At 74.8% G+C, this 18,456-nt stretch carries 21 protein-coding genes and 1 pseudogene; 9 read left to right on the forward strand and 13 right to left on the reverse strand.

Going from position 1 to position 18,456, the window contains the following annotated elements:
• Positions 1-102: 102 nt before the first annotated feature.
• From ABD954_RS01940 to ABD954_RS01960, 5 genes are all read right to left on the reverse strand, one after another.
• Positions 103-909, reverse strand: coding sequence for a metallophosphoesterase family protein (locus ABD954_RS01940; protein WP_345483957.1), 807 nt, complete (start codon positions 907-909; stop codon positions 103-105).
• A complete protein-coding gene (locus ABD954_RS01945) occupies positions 906-1,178 on the reverse strand; it encodes a BON domain-containing protein (protein ID WP_345483958.1) in 273 nt (90 codons plus the stop codon). The genes ABD954_RS01940 and ABD954_RS01945 overlap by 4 nt, the downstream gene beginning before the upstream one ends.
• Positions 1,171-1,905, reverse strand: a complete 735-nt coding sequence (locus tag ABD954_RS01950) for a nucleotidyltransferase family protein (protein ID WP_345483959.1) — start codon at positions 1,903-1,905, stop codon at positions 1,171-1,173. Before ABD954_RS01950 ends, ABD954_RS01945 begins: the two co-directional genes overlap by 8 nt.
• 69 nt (positions 1,906-1,974) lie before the next feature.
• Positions 1,975-3,090: an iron-containing redox enzyme family protein gene (locus tag ABD954_RS01955; protein ID WP_345483960.1), complete on the reverse strand. Its 1,116-nt coding sequence runs from the start codon at positions 3,088-3,090 to the stop codon at positions 1,975-1,977.
• A gap of 97 nt (positions 3,091-3,187) precedes the next feature.
• Positions 3,188-3,682, reverse strand: a complete 495-nt coding sequence (locus tag ABD954_RS01960; RefSeq protein ID WP_345483961.1) for a CDGSH iron-sulfur domain-containing protein — start codon at positions 3,680-3,682, stop codon at positions 3,188-3,190.
• 160 nt (positions 3,683-3,842) lie between these two features.
• Between ABD954_RS01960 and ABD954_RS01965 the strand changes: the two are divergent.
• The 3 genes and pseudogenes from ABD954_RS01965 to ABD954_RS01975 all read left to right on the forward strand — a co-directional run.
• Positions 3,843-4,301: pseudogene (locus ABD954_RS01965) on the forward strand (SRPBCC family protein); the annotation flags it as partial.
• Positions 4,302-4,544: 243 nt separating this feature from the next.
• The gene (locus ABD954_RS01970; RefSeq protein ID WP_345483962.1) at positions 4,545-5,831 is read left to right on the forward strand and encodes a cytochrome P450; all 1,287 of its coding nucleotides are present in this window, start codon (positions 4,545-4,547) and stop codon (positions 5,829-5,831) included.
• Positions 5,832-5,929: 98 nt separating this feature from the next.
• Positions 5,930-6,565 carry a UdgX family uracil-DNA binding protein gene (locus ABD954_RS01975; protein WP_345491904.1) on the forward strand — a complete coding sequence of 212 codons (636 nt, stop codon included), beginning with the start codon at positions 5,930-5,932 and terminating at the stop codon, positions 6,563-6,565.
• Positions 6,566-6,744: 179 nt separating this feature from the next.
• Here the strand turns inward: ABD954_RS01975 and ABD954_RS01980 are convergent, their stop codons facing one another.
• The 3 genes from ABD954_RS01980 to ABD954_RS01990 form a co-directional block, all read right to left on the reverse strand.
• Positions 6,745-7,269 (reverse strand): VOC family protein, encoded by a 525-nt coding sequence (locus ABD954_RS01980; protein ID WP_345483963.1) that lies wholly within the window; start codon positions 7,267-7,269, stop codon positions 6,745-6,747.
• A 167-nt stretch (positions 7,270-7,436) separates the two neighbouring features.
• Positions 7,437-8,129 carry an HAD family hydrolase gene (locus ABD954_RS01985; protein ID WP_345483964.1) on the reverse strand — a complete coding sequence of 231 codons (693 nt, stop codon included), beginning with the start codon at positions 8,127-8,129 and terminating at the stop codon, positions 7,437-7,439.
• Positions 8,130-8,184: 55 nt separating this feature from the next.
• The gene (locus ABD954_RS01990) at positions 8,185-8,943 is read right to left on the reverse strand and encodes a HemK2/MTQ2 family protein methyltransferase (protein ID WP_345483965.1); all 759 of its coding nucleotides are present in this window, start codon (positions 8,941-8,943) and stop codon (positions 8,185-8,187) included.
• A 184-nt stretch (positions 8,944-9,127) separates the two neighbouring features.
• Here ABD954_RS01990 and ABD954_RS01995 point away from each other — a divergent pair, with 184 nt between their 5' ends.
• Together ABD954_RS01995 and ABD954_RS02000 are read left to right on the forward strand one after the other, a co-directional pair.
• Positions 9,128-9,619 carry an SRPBCC family protein gene (locus ABD954_RS01995; RefSeq protein WP_345483966.1) on the forward strand — a complete coding sequence of 164 codons (492 nt, stop codon included), beginning with the start codon at positions 9,128-9,130 and terminating at the stop codon, positions 9,617-9,619.
• 59 nt (positions 9,620-9,678) lie between these two features.
• Positions 9,679-9,834: a hydrophobic protein gene (locus ABD954_RS02000; RefSeq protein WP_345483967.1), complete on the forward strand. Its 156-nt coding sequence runs from the start codon at positions 9,679-9,681 to the stop codon at positions 9,832-9,834.
• Between the two features lie 164 nt (positions 9,835-9,998).
• Here the strand turns inward: ABD954_RS02000 and ABD954_RS02005 are convergent, their stop codons facing one another.
• Positions 9,999-10,316 carry a hypothetical protein gene (locus ABD954_RS02005; protein WP_345483968.1) on the reverse strand — a complete coding sequence of 106 codons (318 nt, stop codon included), beginning with the start codon at positions 10,314-10,316 and terminating at the stop codon, positions 9,999-10,001.
• A 540-nt stretch (positions 10,317-10,856) separates the two neighbouring features.
• Here ABD954_RS02005 and ABD954_RS02010 point away from each other — a divergent pair.
• Complete coding sequence (locus ABD954_RS02010; protein ID WP_345483969.1) at positions 10,857-11,372, forward strand: rho GDP-dissociation inhibitor; 516 nt, start codon at positions 10,857-10,859, stop codon at positions 11,370-11,372.
• Positions 11,373-11,465: 93 nt separating this feature from the next.
• Here ABD954_RS02010 and ABD954_RS02015 read toward each other — a convergent pair whose 3' ends face one another.
• From ABD954_RS02015 to ABD954_RS02025, 3 genes are all read right to left on the reverse strand, one after another.
• Positions 11,466-13,268 carry a thiamine pyrophosphate-requiring protein gene (locus ABD954_RS02015; RefSeq protein WP_345483970.1) on the reverse strand — a complete coding sequence of 601 codons (1,803 nt, stop codon included), beginning with the start codon at positions 13,266-13,268 and terminating at the stop codon, positions 11,466-11,468.
• Positions 13,265-14,251: an LLM class F420-dependent oxidoreductase gene (locus tag ABD954_RS02020; protein WP_345483971.1), complete on the reverse strand. Its 987-nt coding sequence runs from the start codon at positions 14,249-14,251 to the stop codon at positions 13,265-13,267. Before ABD954_RS02020 ends, ABD954_RS02015 begins: the two co-directional genes overlap by 4 nt.
• Before the next feature lie 143 nt (positions 14,252-14,394).
• Positions 14,395-15,309 carry a SigB/SigF/SigG family RNA polymerase sigma factor gene (locus tag ABD954_RS02025; RefSeq protein WP_345483972.1) on the reverse strand — a complete coding sequence of 305 codons (915 nt, stop codon included), beginning with the start codon at positions 15,307-15,309 and terminating at the stop codon, positions 14,395-14,397.
• Between the two features lie 364 nt (positions 15,310-15,673).
• Here ABD954_RS02025 and ABD954_RS02030 point away from each other — a divergent pair, with 364 nt between their 5' ends.
• Positions 15,674-16,219, forward strand: coding sequence for a type 1 glutamine amidotransferase domain-containing protein (locus ABD954_RS02030; protein WP_345491906.1), 546 nt, complete (start codon positions 15,674-15,676; stop codon positions 16,217-16,219).
• A gap of 63 nt (positions 16,220-16,282) precedes the next feature.
• The gene (locus tag ABD954_RS02035) at positions 16,283-16,705 is read left to right on the forward strand and encodes a CBS domain-containing protein (protein ID WP_345483973.1); all 423 of its coding nucleotides are present in this window, start codon (positions 16,283-16,285) and stop codon (positions 16,703-16,705) included.
• A 69-nt stretch (positions 16,706-16,774) separates the two neighbouring features.
• On the opposite strand, the gene ABD954_RS02040 is transcribed toward ABD954_RS02035, so the two are convergent.
• On the reverse strand, positions 16,775-16,975 hold the full coding sequence (locus ABD954_RS02040) for an antitoxin (protein WP_345483974.1): 201 nt from the start codon (positions 16,973-16,975) through the stop codon (positions 16,775-16,777).
• Positions 16,976-17,143: 168 nt separating this feature from the next.
• On the opposite strand from ABD954_RS02040, the gene ABD954_RS02045 reads away from it, so the two are divergent.
• Complete coding sequence (locus ABD954_RS02045; protein ID WP_345483975.1) at positions 17,144-18,409, forward strand: alpha/beta hydrolase family protein; 1,266 nt, start codon at positions 17,144-17,146, stop codon at positions 18,407-18,409.
• The last annotated feature ends 47 nt before the right edge of the window (positions 18,410-18,456 follow it).

Here is an 18,456-nt window from a genome sequence, read left to right on the forward strand (position 1 = left end):
GGCGGGCGCCCCCGGCGCGGGGCGCCCGGACGAAGAGGGACGCCGCCCCGGTGGGGCGGCGTCCCTCGCGGCGGACCGGGATCCGACGGCGGCGCGGCGCGTTCAGTGAGGTGCCACGGCGCCGGGCCCGGGAGCGGCGTCGGGCGGGTGGTGGCCGTCGACCGGCAGCTGGTAGAGGGCGAAGGCCTGGCGGATCACCGGCTGGGCGACGTTGCGGACGCGTACGCCGCCGGCCGTCATGCCGTGCTCGGTGCCCAGGTGGGCGTGGCCGTGCACCGCGAGGTCCGCGCCCGCCGAGTCGATCGCCTCGGCGAGGAGGTAGCTGCCGAGAAACGGATAGATCTCCAGCGGCTCGCCCGCCAGCGTGTCGGGAACGGGCGAGAAGTGGGTCAGGGCGATGCGGACGGCGCAGTCGCCGACCGCGAGGTCCCCGAGCGCGGCGGTCAGCCGTTCCGCGCTCAGCCGGGTGGTGCGGACGAACGCCTTCATCTCGGGTTCGCCGAACTCGCCCGCGCTGCGGCCCACGAAGCCCCCGCAGAACCCCTTGGCCCCCGCGACGCCGACCTTGCGTCCGGCCACCGGCAGCACCACCGCGTCCCCTTCGAGGACGGTGACGCCGGCGTCCTGGAGCACGCGGGTGACCTCGGACTCCTGGCCCGAGTGGTAGTCGTGGTTGCCGAGCACGGCCACCACCGGCACACCGCAGTCCCGTACCTCGCCCGCGACCACCGCGGCCTCCTCGGCCGTTCCGTGGCGGGTCAGGTCGCCGGCGAGCAGCAGCAGGTCGGCACAGTCGGCCAGGCGGGAGAAGGCGGGCCGCAGCAGTCCCTCGCAGTCCTCGCTGAGGTGGATGTCGCCGACCGCCGCCACCCTGACGACGTCGTGCGCTGTCGAGGTGGCTGTGCTCATGGCAGCTCTTCCCATCGCTCCGGCGCGTCCGCGCAGGCCACCGCCAGGTCCGCGAGCACGGTGAAGCCGGCCAGCTCGTCGCGGGCGAGCCGGACGATCTCGTCCCGCCGCGTGGTGGTCGGCACCGTGCCGGTCAGGACGACGGCGGCGCCCCGCTGCTCGATCTGTACGCCGAGTTCGGCCAGGTCGTCGCCCGCGAGCCGCTCGCGCAGCCGGGCGATGCGGTATTCGCCCTCGTGCGCTCCGGCATGCTGCTGTGGCTCACTCATCACCGCTCCCTCCCCCGGGCGTCGCCGTGCCGCCCGCCCCGGCACCGGCTGCCCCGGCCCTGGGGATGACGTCGAGGAGTTCGAGGAGGTAGAGGAACGCCTCCGCCATCGGCAGTCCCTCGGTCTCCGCGCGCACGCGTGCCCAGTCGACGCGCTCGCGCAGTCCGCGGGCGACCGGCAGCAGGGCGCCGAAGTCGCAGTGGTGCTCGGAGAGCGCCGCGAGCCGGACGGTCATCAGGTCGGTGGGCTCGATCACCGGCATGTGGACGGAGTCGACGGGCAGCGTCAGGGCCCGTCCGAGGAGTTCGGTGGTGACGGGGCGGCCGGCCAGCGAGAAGATGAGGTCGATCTCCTCTCCCCCGCTGCGGGCCTTCACCAGCCAGTCCTCCGGCGGGTCCACGATCCGGATGCCGCGCTCGCGCAGCAGCTCGGTGACCGTGTCGGCGTCCTCCCTGCGCACGGCGAAGTCGGTGTCGTGCTGGAGCCGCACGGGGATCCCGTGCGCGTACGCCGCGACGCTCCCGACCAGGGCGAAGGGGCAGCCCGACGTCTTCAGGACGGCGGCGACCTCCTTCGTGACCTCCAGGATGGCCTGGGTGTGGTCCGGTGGCAGGGCGTGGGCGCGGTCGTCGCGCTCCACCCTTATCTCGCCCTGGTCCGTCCGCAGCTGGTGCGGCTGGGTGAGCGGGGCGCGGGCGTCGTCACGACGCCCTTCCGTGAGCTTCATGGGGTCCTCCTCCCGGGGACGACCGGCGTCTCGTCGGGGGCCGGAGCCCTGCCACTACCCCGAACGGCGCTAAGCATCCCCACCACCGTGGTCGTCGTCGGCATCGCCGAGAGGCGTCCGCAGGGCCGTCGTACCGGCCTCCCAGGCGTCTGTGGCGGCGTCGGAGAGCGCGTCCTCGAGGAGGACGGTGGCCTCGACACCGAAGGTCACGTCGTCGGCGAGGTCCGGCTCGTCGGCGAGGAGCCCGCCGACGACGTCCCGCCGCACCAGCTGCTCGTGCACGGCGTCGGCCTCCACGTGCTCGTCGTAGAACCGGATCGCGGCCTGCCCCGCGCCGATCCGGCGCATGGCGGCGGCGATGCGGGACGCGCCGGGCGAGGAGGTGACCTCGAGGGCCGCGAAGTGGCCGACGAGCGCGCCGCGGCGGGACCGGTGGAGTCCGAGCAGCGACATCAGGTTCACCGCGGCCAGGGCCGGTGCGCCGACGTGGGGCAGATAGCGGCCGTAGGAGGAGTCGAGGCCGAGGTCCTCCATCAGGTCGGCGAACAGCCGCGCGTGCATCTGCTCGGGCCGGCCGCAGCCGTACTCGTCGAACTGGATGGTCATCATGGCCGCCTTGGCGCGGCCCTGGAGCCGGGGAACCACCCACAGGTGCGGGTCGGCCTCCCGGAGCTGGTACACCGAGCGCAGGACGGCGTACTCGCGGAGGTGGCCGAGGGTGCCGTGGCGGAGCAGGTAGTGCGAGGCGCCCCGGCCGTCGACCGGTTCGGTGAGCAGCGCGTCGAACACCTCGCGCACGCCGCCGAACCGCCCGCAGCGCATCCGCAGCGCGTCCTCGAACCGCCGCTCCAGCAGGGCGCGCAGCCGCAGCAGGTCGGGGTCCCACTCGGTGTCGTCCGGCACGCCGTCGAAGCCCCGGTAGTGGAGTTCGTAGGCGAGGTGCAGGGCGAGGTGGAGGTCCTCGCCGAAGGGATCGGCGGCCTCCGTCGCGCGGGGTCCGGGAAGGGTGGCCGTCCGGCCGAGCAGGAAGTCGGCCACGGCCTCGGAGAGCTCGCCTCGGGGTGGCGGGAGGACGGGGCGGCGGTCGGGCCGCCGGGCCGCCCGGTCGCGCTCGTCCGTCCGTTCGTCGACCTGGGGTGCGTCGACCGCTCGGTCGACCGTCCCGCGCGGGGCTGTGGTGGTCATGGCAGGGGATCCTCTACGTCTCCGTGGCGTCCGTGTCCGGCTCGTCCGTGTCCGGCGCGTCCGTCGCCTTCCTGTGCGTCGCGTCGGTGTCCGCCGCTCACGGTTCGTGCTCGGCGTGCGCGTGCTCGTCGGCACCGTGCTCGTCGGACGCGTGCTCCTCGGCGCCGTGCTCGTCGGCGGCGTGCCCCTTGGCGTCCTCGTCCCCGGCTTCGTCGCGACGCCCCCCGTCCCGGGCGGTCCGCCGCAGGCGGGGGCGGTGGCTCGTGTCGCAGAAGGGCGCGCGGAGACTGCGCCGGCACATGCACAGCGCGACCACGGGACGGTCAGAGCGGCGGACCGTGCCGTCGTCGAGGACGATCTCCACGGGTCCCTCGACCAGCAGCGGGCCGCCCGCGACGGGAGTGACCCGCGCCGCGGCGGGCCGCCGGAGCGTGGCACCTCCGGTGGGGGCCCCCGCGTCCGGGACGTCCCCGTCCGTGGCGCGGTCGAGCGTGGCCCGGCCGGTCGCGGCCCGGCCGGTCATCGGGCGCTCGGTCCCGGCGGTCTCGGTCGGGGCGCGGTCGTTCGTCGCGCTGTCGTCGGAAAAGCTCACGGCACACCTCCGCTCGCATCGGCGTGCCAGACGGGTGCCCCGTTCCGCCGCCGGTATGCGGGGTCCGGGCGGAACGCGTGAGCCCCCGGGATCCGGGGTAGCCGCAGACGTCCAGCCCCCCACCCGGCCGGACCGCCCGGACCCCTTCGAGGAGGACCCCATGAGCATGGTGCAGGAAACGATCAGGGTGGAGGCCCCGCTGCGCGCGGTCTACGACCAGTGGACGCAGTTCGAGGAGTTCCCCCGCTTCATGGAGGGCGTGGAGCAGGTACGGCAGCTCGACGACCGGCACTGCCACTGGCGGACGAAGGTCGCGGGGGTGGCCCGCGAGTTCGACACGGAGATCGTCGACCAGCTCCCCGACGAGCGGATCTCCTGGCGCACGGTCGGCGGCGACGTCAAGCAGAAGGGCGTCGTCACGTTCCAGCGCCTCGACGAGACACACACCCGGGTGAGCCTGGCCCTCGACGTCGAGCCGCAGGGCATGGTCGAGAAGGCCGGCGACGCCCTCGGCTTCCTGGAGAGCCGGGTCCAGGGCGACCTGCAGCGGTTCAAGCACTTCATCGAGGAACGCGACGAGGCCACCGGCGCCTGGCGCGGCCGGCTGCGGCCCGCGGACAGCACCGGGGCCGGGGCCGGGGGCGCGACGGGCACGGGTCCGGGTGCGGCCACCGGCAGCGGCACCGGCACGAGCCCCGGCACGGGCGGGATGCCCCGCACGGAGCCCGAGCGGCCGGGCCCCTACGCCGGCCCGCTCCCGACCGACCCCGGTGAGGAGCCCCGGGCCTGACCCGGAGGACGGCACGGCGCGGGACGGCGACCGGGGAAACCCGGCGGACGGAGATAGCCGAGGAGGCGGTTCATGCCTGGCGACAACACCCTCGCCCTGCTGCTCAAGGGCTACGACTGGCTTCCGGACCTGATGCGGCGCCACGGCGGCGACGGCCCGGTGACCACCCGCCTCCTCGGCCGTCCCGTGCGCGTGCTGCACGGCCCGGAGGCGGTCTCCTTCTTCTACGACGAACACCATGCGCGACGCGGCGGCGCGCTGCCCGGCCCGGTGCTCGACACCCTCTTCGGCCGGGGCGCCGTGCACACCCTGGACGGCTCGGAACACCGCGCCCGCAAGGCGCTGTTCCTGTCCCGGCTCACCGGGCCGCAGGCCGTCGGAACGCTGACCGCCCGGGTGTGCGAGGAATTCCGGGAGACCTTCGCCGGGCTCGCCGGACGGGAGGTGTCCCTCTTCGACGAGGGCGCGCTCGTCCTCGCCCGGGCCGTCGGCGACTGGGCCGGGCTGCCCGGTCTCGACGCCGCGGGCGCCGGGCGGCTGGCCCGGGACTGCGTGGCCATGGTCGACGGCTTCGCGACACCGGGACCGCGCCACCTGCGGGCCCGGCGGGCCCGGTCGCGGCAGGAGGCGCTGCTGCGCGCGGCGGTCGTGCGCGCCCGCGAGACGGGCTCGTGGGAGACGCGGGCCCGGGAGGGGGCGGCGGTGCCGCGTACCGCGTTCGAGGCGGTCCTGGCGCACCGGGAGGCGGACGGCTCGCCGCTGGACGCGGCGACGGCCGCCGTCGAGCTGCTGAACATCGTGCGGCCCACGGTCGCGATCACCTGGTTCACGGCCTTCGCCGCACACGCCATGCGGGACGACCCCGCGCTGCGGCAGAGGCTCGCGGACGACGAGCCGGTCGGCCTCGCCACGTCCTTCGCCCACGAGGTGCGCCGCTTCTATCCGTTCGTGCCGTTCCTCGGTGCCCTCGCCCCCGACGAGCTGGTGCTCGACGGCGAGCCGGTGCCGCGCGGCACGATGCTGCTGCTCGACGTGTACGGGCAGAACCACGACCCCGCTCTGTGGGACGAGCCGTTCCGCTTCGTGCCCGACCGGTTCCTCGGCGCACCGGCGCATCCCCCCGGGCTCATTCCGCAGGGCGGCGGGCCGCGCGACGGGCACCGCTGTCCGGGCGAGGACGTCACGATCGCCGTGCTGTCCGCTCTGGCCCGCGAACTGGCCCGGCTCGACTTCACCGTGCCCGAGCAGGACCTGCGCGTTCCGCTGCACCGGATCCCCACCCGGCCGCGCGACGGCCTCCGCCTCGTCGTCGGCGCGGGCGCGCGGCACCGGAGCCGTCCCGAGGAGGTCCTGCCGTGAACGCCACCCGCGCGCGGGCGACGCGTGACCGCGAGGCCGCGCACGGCGACGCGACCGGCTCGGCCGACGCCCCCGAGCCGTACGACGCGACGCCCTTCCTGCCCCGGCGCGGCGGACTGCCGGCCTACCGCCGGGCCGCCGCCGACTGCCGGGGCTGCCCGCTCCACCGGGACGCGACCGGCACGGTCTTCGGCCGCGGGGACCCGCACGCGCGGCTGATGCTCGTCGGAGAGCAGCCGGGCGACCAGGAGGACCGCGAGGGCGTGGCGTTCGTGGGCCCGGCGGGCCGGCTGCTCACCCGGGCGCTGCGGGACGCCGGGATCGACGAGGAGGGCGTGTACGTCACGAACGCGGTCAAGCACTTCAAGTTCACGCAGGAGGAGACCCGGAAGCGGCGGATCCACAAGGCGCCGAGCCTGCGCGAGGCGCTCGCCTGCCGGCCCTGGCTGGAGGCGGAACTCCGCCTCGTCTCCCCCGAGCTGATCGTCACCCTGGGCGCCACGGCCGGCCGGGCGCTGCTGGGTCCGTCCTTCCGCGTGGGCACCGACCGGGGCGTTCCGAGGCCCCTGCCGCCCGCGGGGGCCAAGGGCGGCTTCGACGAGACGGTGCGCGAGGGGGTGCGGGTCCTCGCGACGGTCCACCCCTCGGCCGTCCTGCGGGCCCGCGACCAGGACCGGGAGAGCATGTACGCGAGCCTCGTCGCCGACCTGCGGACGGCCGCGGAATCCCTGTGAGGCCAGCTCTGCGCGAGCCGCTCTCGGAGGATCCTCGTGAGGCCAGGTGTGCCGCGCTCTGATCGGACCGGCGGCAGGGGCCCGGGCGGCGCTCGCCTCCGGCCGTCGTGGAGGCCCGCGGCGCCCGCCTCGGGCCGCGGTGGCGGCCCGAGACGCTCGCGCGGAGGGGTCGGCGCCGGTCAGCGCACCGGGCGCCTCGGCGCACTCGCCACCCCTGAGTCCCGGCCGCTGAGCTCGGCGTCCAGCGTCTCCTGGGCCAGGCGCATCGCCTCGGCGTACTCCGGCTCGGAGAGGCGCGCCCAGGCCCGGTCCGGCTCGATCTCCTCGACCCGGCTCGTCACCCACCAGATGTTGCCGAACGGATCGCGCACCCGGCCGCCGCGATCCCCCCACGCGCTGTCGGCGACCTCGGTGACCACCTGCGCCCCGTGCGCGACGGCAGCGGCCACGGCGGCGTCCGCGTCGGGGACGTACACCCGCAGCAGGGAGGGCATCACGGGCCAGTCGGGCCGCCGGTCGAAGGCCAGTACCACCGTGTCGCCGATCCGGATCTCACCGTGGCCGATGGTGCCGTCCTCGACCGGCACCCGTGCGAGTTCCTCGCCGTCGAACACGGCGGCGATGAAGTCGAGCAGCGCGCCGGTGTCGTCGGTGACCACCCACGGCGCGACGCTGGTGTAGCCCTCGGGCGCGGTGTGCTTCATGATCTCGTCCCCTCGTGCGGTCCTTCGTGGTGCTCGGTGTGATGACCGTAGGACGCCACTAGGTCAGGTTGTGACCTAGATGTGAGCGGGTGAGGCGGGCGGGCGTGAGGGACGTACCGGCATTGCCGGGCTGCCGGGCTCCGGTGCTGGGCCGCCGGCCGCGCGGGTCAGGCCGGAGGCCGGGAGAGCGGGCTGGAGTCGAGGTGGCGCAGCAGGGTGCGGGCGTCCTCGTAGACGGCGACCGCGCCCGCTTCCTCCAGTTCGCGGCGGGTCCTGCCGCCCGTCAGGAGGCCCACGCAGGGGACGCCGGCGCGGCCCGCGGCTTCGACGTCCCAGTTGGTGTCGCCGACGAACACCGCGTCGGCGGGTTCGGCCCCCACGGACTTCAGGGCGCTCTCGACGAGGTCGGGGGCCGGTTTGGTGGTGTCGACGTCGCCGCCCGAGGTGGCCGCCGTGATGACGTCCTCGGCGTCGAGGCGTCTGCGGATGGCCGCCACCTCCTCCTCTGCGGCCGAGCTGGCCAGGACGATCCGCCAGCCGCGCGCCGCCACCGCGCGCAGCAGGTCGGCGGCGGCCTCGAAGGGCGGCAGGACGTCGTACCAGACGGCGTAGAGGGTGCTGTGCGCGTCGGAGAGGGACGCGTCCTCGTCCCGGCGGCGCTGGGAGCCCAGCACCGCGTCGAGGAGCCGGTCGGAGCCCATGCCGATGGCGCGGTGGATCCGCGCCATCGGCACCAGGTGGCCGTGCTGGCGCAGGGCCTGCCACCAGGCGAGGGTGTGCAGGTAGTTGGTGTCGACGAGGGTTCCGTCGAGGTCGAACAGGGCGGCGCCCCGGTCCGGTCGTCCACCGCGAGCTGTCATCGGGTCCGTCCTCCTCCGCTTCGGCCCGCGCCGCGGACCGGGTGCCGCCGGCCGGTCAGGCCGCTTCCGCTTCCTCCTGGCCGCCGCTGCCGTCCGGCGTCACGGGACCGGTCAGGGAGCGGGTGCCCCTCAGGGCCGCCGTCATGCGGACGGGCTCGCGGACCGCCTCGCGCACCGCCCGGATCACCACGAGCCGCTCGCTGCGCGTCCCCGGCGGGACCAGTCCCCGCTCCTCGAACCACGCGGCCCGCTCGCTCATCACCGGGCCGTACGGCTGGGTGCTGCACGCCGCCACGTGGGTCCGCAGTCCCGCGCGGGTCAGCGCGTCCACGCTCGCCCCGACGTCGCTGAGGGAGGACTGCACGAGCAGCAGCACTCCGTTCGGGGCGAGCAGCGAAGGGGCCTCGCGGCAGATCCGGTCGAGCAGGAGCCGGCCGTCCAGACCCGCGTCCCAGGCGCGCCGGCGGCCCCGGGCCGGCAGCCGGGGCGAGTCGGCCGGCACGTACGGGGGGTTCACCGTCACCAGGTCGAACCGCTCGCCCGCGACGGGTGCCGTCAGGTCCCCGCGGACGGCCCGGATCCGGCAGCGGTGGAGCCATGCGTTGAGCCGTGCCGTCATCACGGAGCGGCCGGAGATGTCGACGGCCGTCGCGCGGGCGCCCCTGCGGGCGGCGGCCACGGCGAGGACGCCGGTTCCGGTGCACAGGTCGAGGGTGCGGGCTCCCGGTCGAAGCTGCTCGCGGGCGAGGCTCTCCAGCAGCAGCTCCGTGTCGCCCTGCGGGCCGTACACACCAGGCGCCCTCACCACTCTCATCCCCATCGCCTCCGTCCCGGGTTCCCCGTCGCGTGCCGTGTCGTTCTGGATCGGCTTCATCCCGCGCGGTTACCCGGCAACGGCCGGTACACGCCACCGCCGCCGAACGATTACGCGGGGCGTCGCCGGGTACTCGCGCAGCGGACCGGTTCCGCACCGGCACTGCCGCGCCCGACCGAGGGAGATGACCGCGATGGTGCACGAGACGATCGAGGTGACGGCCCCACTGCGTGAGGTCTACGACCAGTGGACGCAGTTCGAGGAGTTTCCCCGCTTCATGGACGGTGTCGAGGAGGTCCGGCAGGTCGACGACCGGCACTGCCACTGGCGCACCAGGGTCGCCGGGGTGACCCGGGAATTCGACACCGAGATCGTCGACCAGTTGCCCGACGAGCGGATCGCGTGGCGGACGGTGGGCGGCGACGTGCGGCAGAAGGGCGTGGTGACCTTCGAGCGCGTCGACGACACGCACACGCGCGTGAGCCTGGCCATGGACGTCGATCCGCAGGGCGCGGTCGACCGGACGGGAACCGCCCTGGGCGTCCTGGACAGCCGCGTGGAGGGAGACCTGAACCGGTTCAAGGAATTCATGGAGGACCGAGGCCGTGCGACGGGCGGCTGGCGCGGCCGGCTGAAACCCGCCGACAGCCCGTCCGAGTCGCCTCCCGCGACGTGAGGACCACCCCGTACGACCACGTCATCGTCATCGACCCGACCCTTGTCTAGGAGACTGTCATGGTCCCGCTTCTCATCGTCCTCCTCGTGATCCTGCTGCTCTTCGGCGGCGGCTTCGCCCTCGACGTGCTGTGGTGGATCGCCATCGCCCTGCTGGTCGTGTGGCTCCTCGGCTTCCTGATGCGCAGTGGGGGAGGCCGCTGGTACCGGTGGTGACGGCGCGGACTTCGCGCCCCGCCGCCCTCCACCCCCGTCCGACGCGCGCCCGGCACCTTCCGTGCGGGCGCATCGCGCCCGCCGCTCCTCTCACCGGGGAACGGCGGGCGCCTTCCTGTCCGGCCACGCGTCCGGCTCCGTCCACGCGCGCCGGCCCCGATCCGTCACGCGTCCGGCCGGGACGCCGCCCACCGGCGGCACCAGCGCACGACCAGGGCCGTCAGGCCCGCCAGGGTCGTGGTCCACGCGCCGGCGAAGGCCCAGACGAAGGCCGGCCGCCCCGTGGTGGTGGCGAGCCCCATCAGGACGGCCGACGCGGTGAACGCCACGGCCACGCCCGCCGGCAGGAGGAGCCCGCGCACCCCGCCCGGCCGCGGGCGCGGCGACCGCGGCCGGCGGTCGGGGGTCTCGCCCCGGCGGAGCATCTCCTCCATCTCGGCGAGGATGCGCTGCTCGCGCGGTGAGAGCAGGACATCGTCCATTGCGGACACCTCCTGGTGCGGCGGTCCGGCCGGGCCCGGTCACGGGGCCCGACGCCGAGCCGGTCGGCGGTCATCTCCTCGTGTGGGCTGCGTGTACCCGGCCGACGGGGTCGCATCCTCGCGGGACCGGGTCGGTGAGGCGTGTTCCGCGCCCGCCGGGGCAGTCGCCCCGGCGGGAGGGAGAAGGAGCGCCGTCATGGGCCGTACGCCGTGGGCCGTCCCGTTCCGGCGGGGACGCGCCGCACCGCCCCGCGCCGGACGCTCCGTCGCGTCCGCGGGGCCGGTCGGCCGGATGGCCCCGGCGCTCCCCGGCGGGTACGTTGCCCGTACGGGGTACGACGCACGGCCGGGCGGCGAGCCGGCGGCCCCGAGCCCGCACCCCCCGTGGAATCCGCCGCAGGGCACCGGTGCCGTGCCGGCGGCGCGCGCGGGGTGTCCGACGACGAGGCCGCAGCCCGCTCGCCGCACACCGCCGTCTCCCGGAGCGGTCGCCGGGGCCGCTCGGGCCCGCGTGGTGCGTCGATCCCGTGCCGAAAGGCGGTGACCGTCGTGAAGGACTTCGAACTGCTGGACGTGTCCCTGTACACGGAGGAGCTGGGGCGCCTGGAAGTGCCCCTTCGGGAGGACGGGCCGGGCGGGGATCCCGAGCCGCTGACGCTGCCCGAAGGGGCGGTGGTGAGCGTCGGCCTGACCTTCCGGCTCGGCCGGGAGATCGACGGCGTCGCCTTCGAGGACTCCCGGTTCCGGGACGGAGCCGTGCTCGGCAGTACCCGGACGGTGCTGGGCGGCTTCCGGGCCGGCGGCCCGTACGAGGTCCGGCTGCCGGCGGAGCGGCTGCCGGTGGGCCGGGCGCACTGCGGGATCTACGAGGTGACGGGCCGGTTCACGGACGGCGGGGGCCAGGAGCTGGCCCTGGAGCGCCACCGGGTGCGGGTCGTCCACCAGCCGGCCGCCCACAAGCGCTGGGTCGGTGACGCGCCCTCCCCGGACCACCCGCCGACCGCCTTCCACGGGGACGCTCCGACGGTTCTGCCCGGGGAGACCCCGGCGGCCTGAGACGCGGCTCTCGCGGCCTCGCGCCGTGGGCCTGGCCGGCTCGGGCCGGTCAGCGCCGCCCGGGGTCAGGCGCCCTGCCGCGGCGCACGTGCGTCACCGGCCGCCGCCCGGCCGGCGCGGCAGCAGCTCCTGTGCCTTCGCCTTGAGCCCCTGCACCACCACATGGCCGCGGTGGCCGTCCCCGTGGACCAGGGAGGCGAGGGTGGCCTCAATCTGTTCCCAGGTGGAGTGCGGCGGGATCGGCGGTACGTCGGGGTCGGTGCGGAAGTCGAGCACGGTGGGGCCGTCGGCCGCGAGCGCCTGCCGCCAGGCGTCCTCGACGTCACCGGGGTCGGTGACGCGGATGCCGTTCATGCCGAGGGAACGGGCGAAGTCGGCGTAGGGCACGTCGGGCAGGGCCTGCGAGGGCTGGAAGGGCGCGGTGCCGCCCATGGCCCGCAGCTCCCAGCTGACCTGGTTGAGGTCCCGGTTGTTCCAGACGGCGACGATCAGCCGGGGGTCGGTCCACTCGGTGGCGTACTTGGCGACCGTCACGAGCTCGGCCATGCCGTTCATCTGCATCGCCCCGTCGCCGACCAGGGCGATGGCGGGCCGGTCGGGGTGGGCGAACTTGGCGCCGATCGCGTACGGGACGCCGCAGCCCATGCTGGCGAGGGTGCCGGACAGCGAGCCCCGCATGGCGCCGCGCAGGGTGAGGTGCCGGGCGTACCAGGTGGCGACGGAGCCGGAGTCCGAGGTGAGCATGGCGTCGTCGGGGAGCAGCGGGTCCAGGGCGTGGGCCACGTACTCCGGGTTGACCGGGTCCGCCGACAGGGCGGCGCGGCGTGCCATGACCTTCTTCCAGCGGCGTACGCCGTCGGCCACGCCCTCCTGCCAGCTCCGGTCCTCCTTGCGGTCGAGCACGGGCAGCAGCCGGCGCAGGGTGGCGGCCGCGTCGCCGACCAGGTTGACCTCGTACGGGTAGCGCAGGCCCACCATGTGCGGGTCGATGTCGATCTGCACGGCGCGGGCCTGGCCGTACGGCGGCAGGAACTCGGAGTAGGGGAAGTTCGAGCCGATGGTCAGGAGGGTGTCGCAGTTCTGCATCAGCTCGTACGAGGGGCGGGTGCCGAGCAGTCCGATGGAGCCGGTCACGTACGGCAGTTCGTCGCTGAGGGCGTCCTTGCCGAGCAGGGCCTTGGCGACGCCCGCGCCGAGGACGTCGGCGATCCGCTCGACCTCGGGTGCGGCGCCCGCCGCGCCCTGTCCGACGAGGACGGCGACGCGCCGGCCGCTCCGGAGGACCTCGGCGGCGCGGGCGAGCGAGTCGTCGTCCGGCACGGGCGCCCAGCCGCTGACGTCGAGGCTGGAGGGGACCATCTTGTGGGCGTGCTCCGGTGGGGAGTACGGCAGGTCCTGGACGTCCGCCGGGATGATGAGCGCGGTGGGGGCGCGGCGGGCGTAGGCGGTGCGGACGGCCCGGTCGAGGACGTTGGGGAGCTGTTCGGGGACGTTGACGGTCTCCAGGTAGGCGGAGGCCACGTCCTTGAACAGGCTGTGCAGGTCGACCTCCTGCTGGTAGGAGCCGCCCATGGCGCTGCGGGCGGTCTGGCCGACGATCGCCACGACGGGCACGTGGTCGAGCTTGGCGTCGTAGAGGCCGTTGAGGAGGTGGACCGCGCCGGGGCCGGAGGTGGCGGCGCAGACGCCGACGCGGCCGGAGAACTTGGCGTGGCCGACGGCTTCGAAGGCGGCCATCTCCTCGTGCCGGGCCTGGACGAAGCGGGGGTCGTCGCCGGCCCGGGCCCAGGCCGAGATCAGGCCGTTGATGCCGTCGCCGGGGTAGCCGAAGACATGGGTGACGCCCCAGGCGCGGAGCCGGTCGAGGAGGTGGTCGCTGACGGTCTGTTTGGTCATGCCTCGTCTCCGTTCGGTCCGCCGACGCTCGTCCCGTCGAGGAGCGGCAGGACCTCCTTGCGGTAGAAGTCGAAGAATCCGCGCTGGTCGGGGCCGATCTGGCCGATGTGGACGCGGTCGAAGCCGGCCTCGACGTAGGGGCGCAGCCGGCGGACGTGTTCCTCGGGGTCGGGGCCGCAGGCGACGGCGCCCGCGACCGTCTCCTCGGTCACCAGCTCGCAGGCCTGCTCGAAGTGGCTGGGGGTGGGGAGGATCTGGTTGAGTTCGCCGGGCAGGTGCTCGGTCGGCCACACGCGGTGCGCCGTGCGGACCGCGTCGTCGCGTGAGGGCGCCCAGCAGACCTTGGTGCCGGCGAAGAGGGGCCGCCCGGGGTCGCGGGCCCGGAAGCGGGCGATCATGCCGGGGTCCGGCTGGGTGGTGACGAAGCCGTCGCCGATCCGGGAGGCGAGGTCGGCGGCGCGGGGGCCGAAGGCGGAGATGTCGATGGGCGGCGGGGTCTCGGGCAGGGTGTAGAGCCGGGCGTTCTCGACGGTGTAGTGCCGTCCCCGGTGGGTGACCTCTTCGCCGGTGAACAGCTTGCGGATGACGTCGACGGCCTCCTCCAGCATGTCCAGGCGTACGTCGGCGGGGGGCCAGGGGTCGCCGAGGACGTGCTCGTTGAGCGCCTCGCCGCTGCCGAGCCCGAGCCGGAAGCGACCGTCCAGGAGGACCTGGGAGGTGGCGGCGGCCTGGGCGATCACGGCGGGGTGGACGCGGACGGTCGGGCAGGTCACGGCGGTCTGGACGGGCAGGCCGCAGCTCTTCGAGAGCGCGCCGATCACGGACCAGACGAAGGGGCTGTGGCCCTGCTCGTCGTTCCACGGGTGGAAGTGGTCCGAGATCCACAGCGAGCGGAAGCCGGCGTCCTCGGCCATCCTGGCCTGCTCGACCAGCTCGTGGGGCCCGAATTCCTCGCAGGACAGGAAGTAGCCGAACTCGGTCATGACACCTCCATGGGTGCGGGTCGTCGCTCCGTCCGGTGGTTCCGTCGGTGCGGCTGCCCGGGTGACCGAGAGGGAAACGCGGCCGGGTCGGTCCGGCCGGGACTCCCGGGGCCGGGGGCCCGGGTCCGGGGGCCGGGCCGCGCTCAGCCGTCGGTGGTCGCGGGCTCGTCCCCGTCCTCCAGGAGGCCCGCCCTCAGCTCGTCGAGGATGCGGGTGAGCAGGCGGGAGATGTGCATCTGGGACAGTCCGAGCCGTTCGCCGATCTCCGCCTGGGTGAGGTCCTCGCCGAAACGCAGCGACAGAATCTGCCGGTCGCGTTCGCCCAGACGGGCGATGAGCGGCTTGAGCGACTCGAAGTCCTCGATGAGTTCGTAGGCGGGCTCGGCGGTGGCGAGGCGGCGCGAGCTGTCGCGGGGGGCGTCGTCCTCGGCGACGGTGACGTCGAGGGAGTGGGCGGTGTAGCCGCGGGCGGCGAGCTCGCCCTCGGCGACCCGGTCCTCGGGGAGGTCCAGGTGGGCGGCGACCTCGGCGCGGGTCGGGCGGTGGCCGAGCCGCTGTTCGAGCACGTCGGCGGCCTTGGCCATGTCGACGCGCAGCTCCTGGAGCCGCCGTGGGACCCGGACGGCCCAACTGGTGTCGCGGAAGAATCGTTTCATCTCGCCCACGACCGTCGGCAGCGCGAACGCCGAGAACTCGATGCCCCGGGTGGGGTCGAAGCGGTCGATGGCCTTGATCAGGCCGATGGTGCCGACCTGGACGATGTCCTCCCGCTGCTCGGGGCGGTTCCGGAAGCGACGGGCGGCGAAGCGGACCAGGCTCAGGTTGAGCTCGATCAGCGTGTTGCGCACGTACGCGTGCTCGGGTGTGCCCTCCTCCAGTTCCCGCAGCCGGGTGAGGAGCGAGGCCGAGAGCGTCTGGGCGTCGTCCGTGGAGACCTGGGTCGGCCGGTCGATCTCGGGCAGGCCGTGCAGCGCCTGGCGGCGTACGGCCGCGGCCTGTGAGCCGGGCCGGGTGGCGCTGCTGGTGCTGGTGTCGGTTCGGGCGGTGCGGGTGGACATGAGGCTCCTTCGACGGTGGCGATGGGCCTGCGCCGCGCGCGGGGCGGCGGCGGGGTCCGTCAGTCGAGCGTCCTGAGGACAGGATTCCCGTTTCAGGATGGTTTGACACGAATCGTTCCACAGGAGGTGCGCGAGGGCTCGCCCGCGGGGACCGCCCGGGGAGGGCCCTCCGCGAGGGCCCGGCGGTCACGGCGAGGCCGCCGGGGACGGACGGCCGGCCGGTCACGGGCCGCGCATGAAGGCCGCCCGAGCGGGCAGCGGCGTGGAAAGGCCCCCTCGCCCGGCGGAGGACCGCCGGGCGGCGAGGCGCAATCGCAACGGCATCCGGACCGATGAGGAGTTGTCGACCGTGACGCTCGACGGAATGAACGTGCTCGTCCTCACCACCAACTACGGCACCGAGCAGGACGAACTGAACCAGCCCGTGGCGGCGCTGCGCGAGGCCGGCGCCCGGGTCACGGTCGCCGCGCAGCGCAAGGAGCCCGTCCTCACGGTGGTGTCCGACCGACGGCCGGGCACGGTCGTCGAACCGGACATGACCTTCGCGGACGCCTCCGCGCAGGAGTACGACGCGGTCGTCGTGCCGGGCGGCACGCTCAACGCCGACCGGCTGCGCGTCGACGACCGGGCGCAGCGGCTGGTCTCGGCCTTCGCCGAGGCGGGAAAGCCCGTGGCGGCCATCTGTCACGGCCCGTGGCTCCTGGTGGACAGCGGGGTGGTCCGGGACCGCGAGCTGACCTCGTACCCCTCGCTCCGCACGGACCTGGAGAACGCGGGAGCCGCCTGGCGCGACAAGGAGGTCGTCGTGGACACCTCCGGCGGACATCCGTTGATCACCTCCCGCAGGCCCGGTGACCTGGAGGCCTTCTCGGCGGCGATCGTCCGCGCCCTGGAGGACCGCGCCGGCTGACGGCGCGGCCCGCACGGCGGCGGACCTTCCGAGCCCACCACGACACGAGGAGGGGCAGCACCCATGACCACCACCGCACGCGACATCATGACCGCGGACGCGACCTGCGTGAAGGCGAGCGAGACCGTCGTCGACGCGGCCCGAAAGATGGTCGAGCTCGACGTGGGCGCCCTGCCCGTCTGCGGGCCCGACGAACGGCTGAAGGGCATGCTCACCGACCGTGACATCGTCGTGAAGGTCGTCGCCCAGGGCAAGGACCCCGCGCGGTGCACCGCCGGCGACCTCGCCCAGGGCGAGATCGTCACGGTCTCCGTCGACGACGACGCGAGCGAGGTGCTGCGCGTCATGAGCGAGCACAGGATCCGGCGGGTGCCCGTCATCGACGGTCACATCCTGGTCGGCATCATCGCCCAGGCGGACATCGCCCGTACCCTCCCGCACACCCAGGTGGGCGATCTCGTGGGCGACGTCTCGCAGGAGTCCTGACAGCTCGCCCGGGACGGGCGGGGCGGAACGGGGCGCGCGGCCGGACAGCGGCCGCGCGCCCTTCCCGGGTCACCGCTGGGGCGGCTCCTCCGGGGGCCGCTGGGGCGTGTCGCCCAGCTGCTGCCTGAGCTTCTCCTGGGCGGTGTCGACATGACCGCTGTACTTGCCCTGCGTCCTCTTGTCGACGTAGTCACCGCCCTTGTCGACGGCCTTTCCCGCCTGGTCCTCGTGCCCCTTGAGCATCTGCTTGAGCTTGTCCATCACGGACATCGCGGCCCTCCTCGGATGGCCCCCCTGTCCCGTCCAGGATCCCGGAACGGTCCGCGGACCGCATCCGCAGGGCGGAGGGAGACGTCCGCCCTGCGGGTGACGGCGCCGCGGCGGGCTCCGACCGTGGTCTGACGCAGGCGCGGTGGGCCGCGCCGTAACGTCCTCGGCATGATCAAGCCGACTCGGGCGGCCGCTGCCGCCCTTCTCGCCTGCGCGGTCGCGTTACCCCTGACCGCCCTCCCCGCCTCCGCGGCCACCGCGGCGCCGGCCCTGACGCCGGTCCCCGCCCCCGCCCCCTCCGGCGCCCACTCCTCCCCCGCCGCCTCCTCCGTCACGCCCGTCTCGATCGCAGCCGGCTCCTCCCCCCGGGCGGCCTCCGTCCCGCTCGAACTCCCCGCCCCCACCGGGCGGTCCGGGGTCGGCGGCACCATCGTCCACCTCGTCGACCGGTCCCGGCCCGACCCCTGGGTGCCCGCGGCGGACGGCCGTGAGCTCATGGTGACGCTGCACTATCCCGCCGCGCGCCGCGCGTCGGGCCGTCCCGCGCCGTACGCGACCGAGGAGGAGGCCCGGCTGCTCCTGAGCGGCGTGGGCGTGACCGACCCCGGCTCCGTACGCGCCCTGGCCGGCATGGGCACGTACACCGCGACGGACGCGCGGCCCGCGCCGGGCCGGCATCCGCTGGTGGTGCTGTCGCCGGGGTTCGGGGTGCCCCGGTTCACGCTCACGAACGTCGCCGTGGACCTCGCGTCGCGCGGCTATGTGGTCGCGTCCGTCGACCACGCCTACGAGACCTCGGGCACGGCCGTCCCGGGCGGCCGGATCCTCACCTGTGCGGCCTGCACCGCGCTGGAGGAGGGCCGCGCCGAGGGCCGGGACGTGACGGCCGCGCGGGCGGCGGACGTCCGCTTCGTCCTGGACCGGCTGACCGGCCCCAGGCCCGCCTGGCGGTACGCGGCTCGGGCGATCGACCGGTCGCGGATCGGCATGGCCGGGCACTCCATCGGCGGCGCCTCCGCCGCCACGGCCATGGCCGCGGACCGGCGCGTCGACGCCGGGGTGAACATGGACGGCTCCTTCTGGGAAGCGCTGCCGGCCGACGGCCTGGGCGGCCGACCGTTCCTCTTCCTCGGCACGGACGAGTTCCACCGCCCGGGCGGAGAGGACACCAGCTGGGACGAGACCTGGCGGGCACTCGGCGGCTGGAAGCGCTGGCTGACGGTGTCGGGGTCGGACCACTTCAGCTTCTCGGACGGCCCGGTGATCCAGCACCACTTCGGACTGCCCGCCGGCCCCATCCCGGCCGGCCGTGCGCTGGGCGTGACGCGCGCCTACCTCGCCGCGTTCTTCGACGAGCATCTGCGCGGCCGTCCGCAGGCCCTCCTGAACGGGCCGAGCGCGGAGCATCCGGAGGTGGTGTTCCAGCACCCGTAGCCCGGAGCATCCGGAGACGGTGCTCCAGCAGCCGTAGCCCGGAGCAT

Origin of the sequence: Streptomyces roseoviridis (assembly GCF_039535235.1) — a bacterium.
Lineage (GTDB): Bacteria > Actinomycetota > Actinomycetes > Streptomycetales > Streptomycetaceae > Streptomyces > Streptomyces roseoviridis.

Excerpts from the sequence above, each read along its gene's own strand:
- ABD954_RS01940 (WP_345483957.1), bottom strand. The coding sequence starts at position 909 with ATGAGCACAGCCACCTCGACAGCGCACGACGTCGTCAGGGTGGCGGCG.
- ABD954_RS01945 (WP_345483958.1), bottom strand. The coding sequence starts at position 1,178 with ATGAGTGAGCCACAGCAGCATGCCGGAGCGCACGAGGGCGAATACCGC.
- ABD954_RS01950 (WP_345483959.1), bottom strand. The coding sequence starts at position 1,905 with ATGAAGCTCACGGAAGGGCGTCGTGACGACGCCCGCGCCCCGCTCACC.
- ABD954_RS01955 (WP_345483960.1), bottom strand. The coding sequence starts at position 3,090 with ATGACCACCACAGCCCCGCGCGGGACGGTCGACCGAGCGGTCGACGCA.
- ABD954_RS01970 (WP_345483962.1), top strand. The coding sequence starts at position 4,545 with ATGCCTGGCGACAACACCCTCGCCCTGCTGCTCAAGGGCTACGACTGG.
- ABD954_RS01980 (WP_345483963.1), bottom strand. The coding sequence starts at position 7,269 with ATGAAGCACACCGCGCCCGAGGGCTACACCAGCGTCGCGCCGTGGGTG.
- ABD954_RS01985 (WP_345483964.1), bottom strand. The coding sequence starts at position 8,129 with ATGACAGCTCGCGGTGGACGACCGGACCGGGGCGCCGCCCTGTTCGAC.
- ABD954_RS01990 (WP_345483965.1), bottom strand. The coding sequence starts at position 8,943 with ATGAGAGTGGTGAGGGCGCCTGGTGTGTACGGCCCGCAGGGCGACACG.
- ABD954_RS01995 (WP_345483966.1), top strand. The coding sequence starts at position 9,128 with ATGACCGCGATGGTGCACGAGACGATCGAGGTGACGGCCCCACTGCGT.
- ABD954_RS02000 (WP_345483967.1), top strand. The coding sequence starts at position 9,679 with ATGGTCCCGCTTCTCATCGTCCTCCTCGTGATCCTGCTGCTCTTCGGC.
- ABD954_RS02005 (WP_345483968.1), bottom strand. The coding sequence starts at position 10,316 with ATGGACGATGTCCTGCTCTCACCGCGCGAGCAGCGCATCCTCGCCGAG.
- ABD954_RS02015 (WP_345483970.1), bottom strand. The coding sequence starts at position 13,268 with ATGACCAAACAGACCGTCAGCGACCACCTCCTCGACCGGCTCCGCGCC.
- ABD954_RS02020 (WP_345483971.1), bottom strand. The coding sequence starts at position 14,251 with ATGACCGAGTTCGGCTACTTCCTGTCCTGCGAGGAATTCGGGCCCCAC.
- ABD954_RS02025 (WP_345483972.1), bottom strand. The coding sequence starts at position 15,309 with ATGTCCACCCGCACCGCCCGAACCGACACCAGCACCAGCAGCGCCACC.
- ABD954_RS02030 (WP_345491906.1), top strand. The coding sequence starts at position 15,674 with ATGAACGTGCTCGTCCTCACCACCAACTACGGCACCGAGCAGGACGAA.
- ABD954_RS02035 (WP_345483973.1), top strand. The coding sequence starts at position 16,283 with ATGACCACCACCGCACGCGACATCATGACCGCGGACGCGACCTGCGTG.
- ABD954_RS02040 (WP_345483974.1), bottom strand. The coding sequence starts at position 16,975 with ATGTCCGTGATGGACAAGCTCAAGCAGATGCTCAAGGGGCACGAGGAC.
- ABD954_RS02045 (WP_345483975.1), top strand. The coding sequence starts at position 17,144 with ATGATCAAGCCGACTCGGGCGGCCGCTGCCGCCCTTCTCGCCTGCGCG.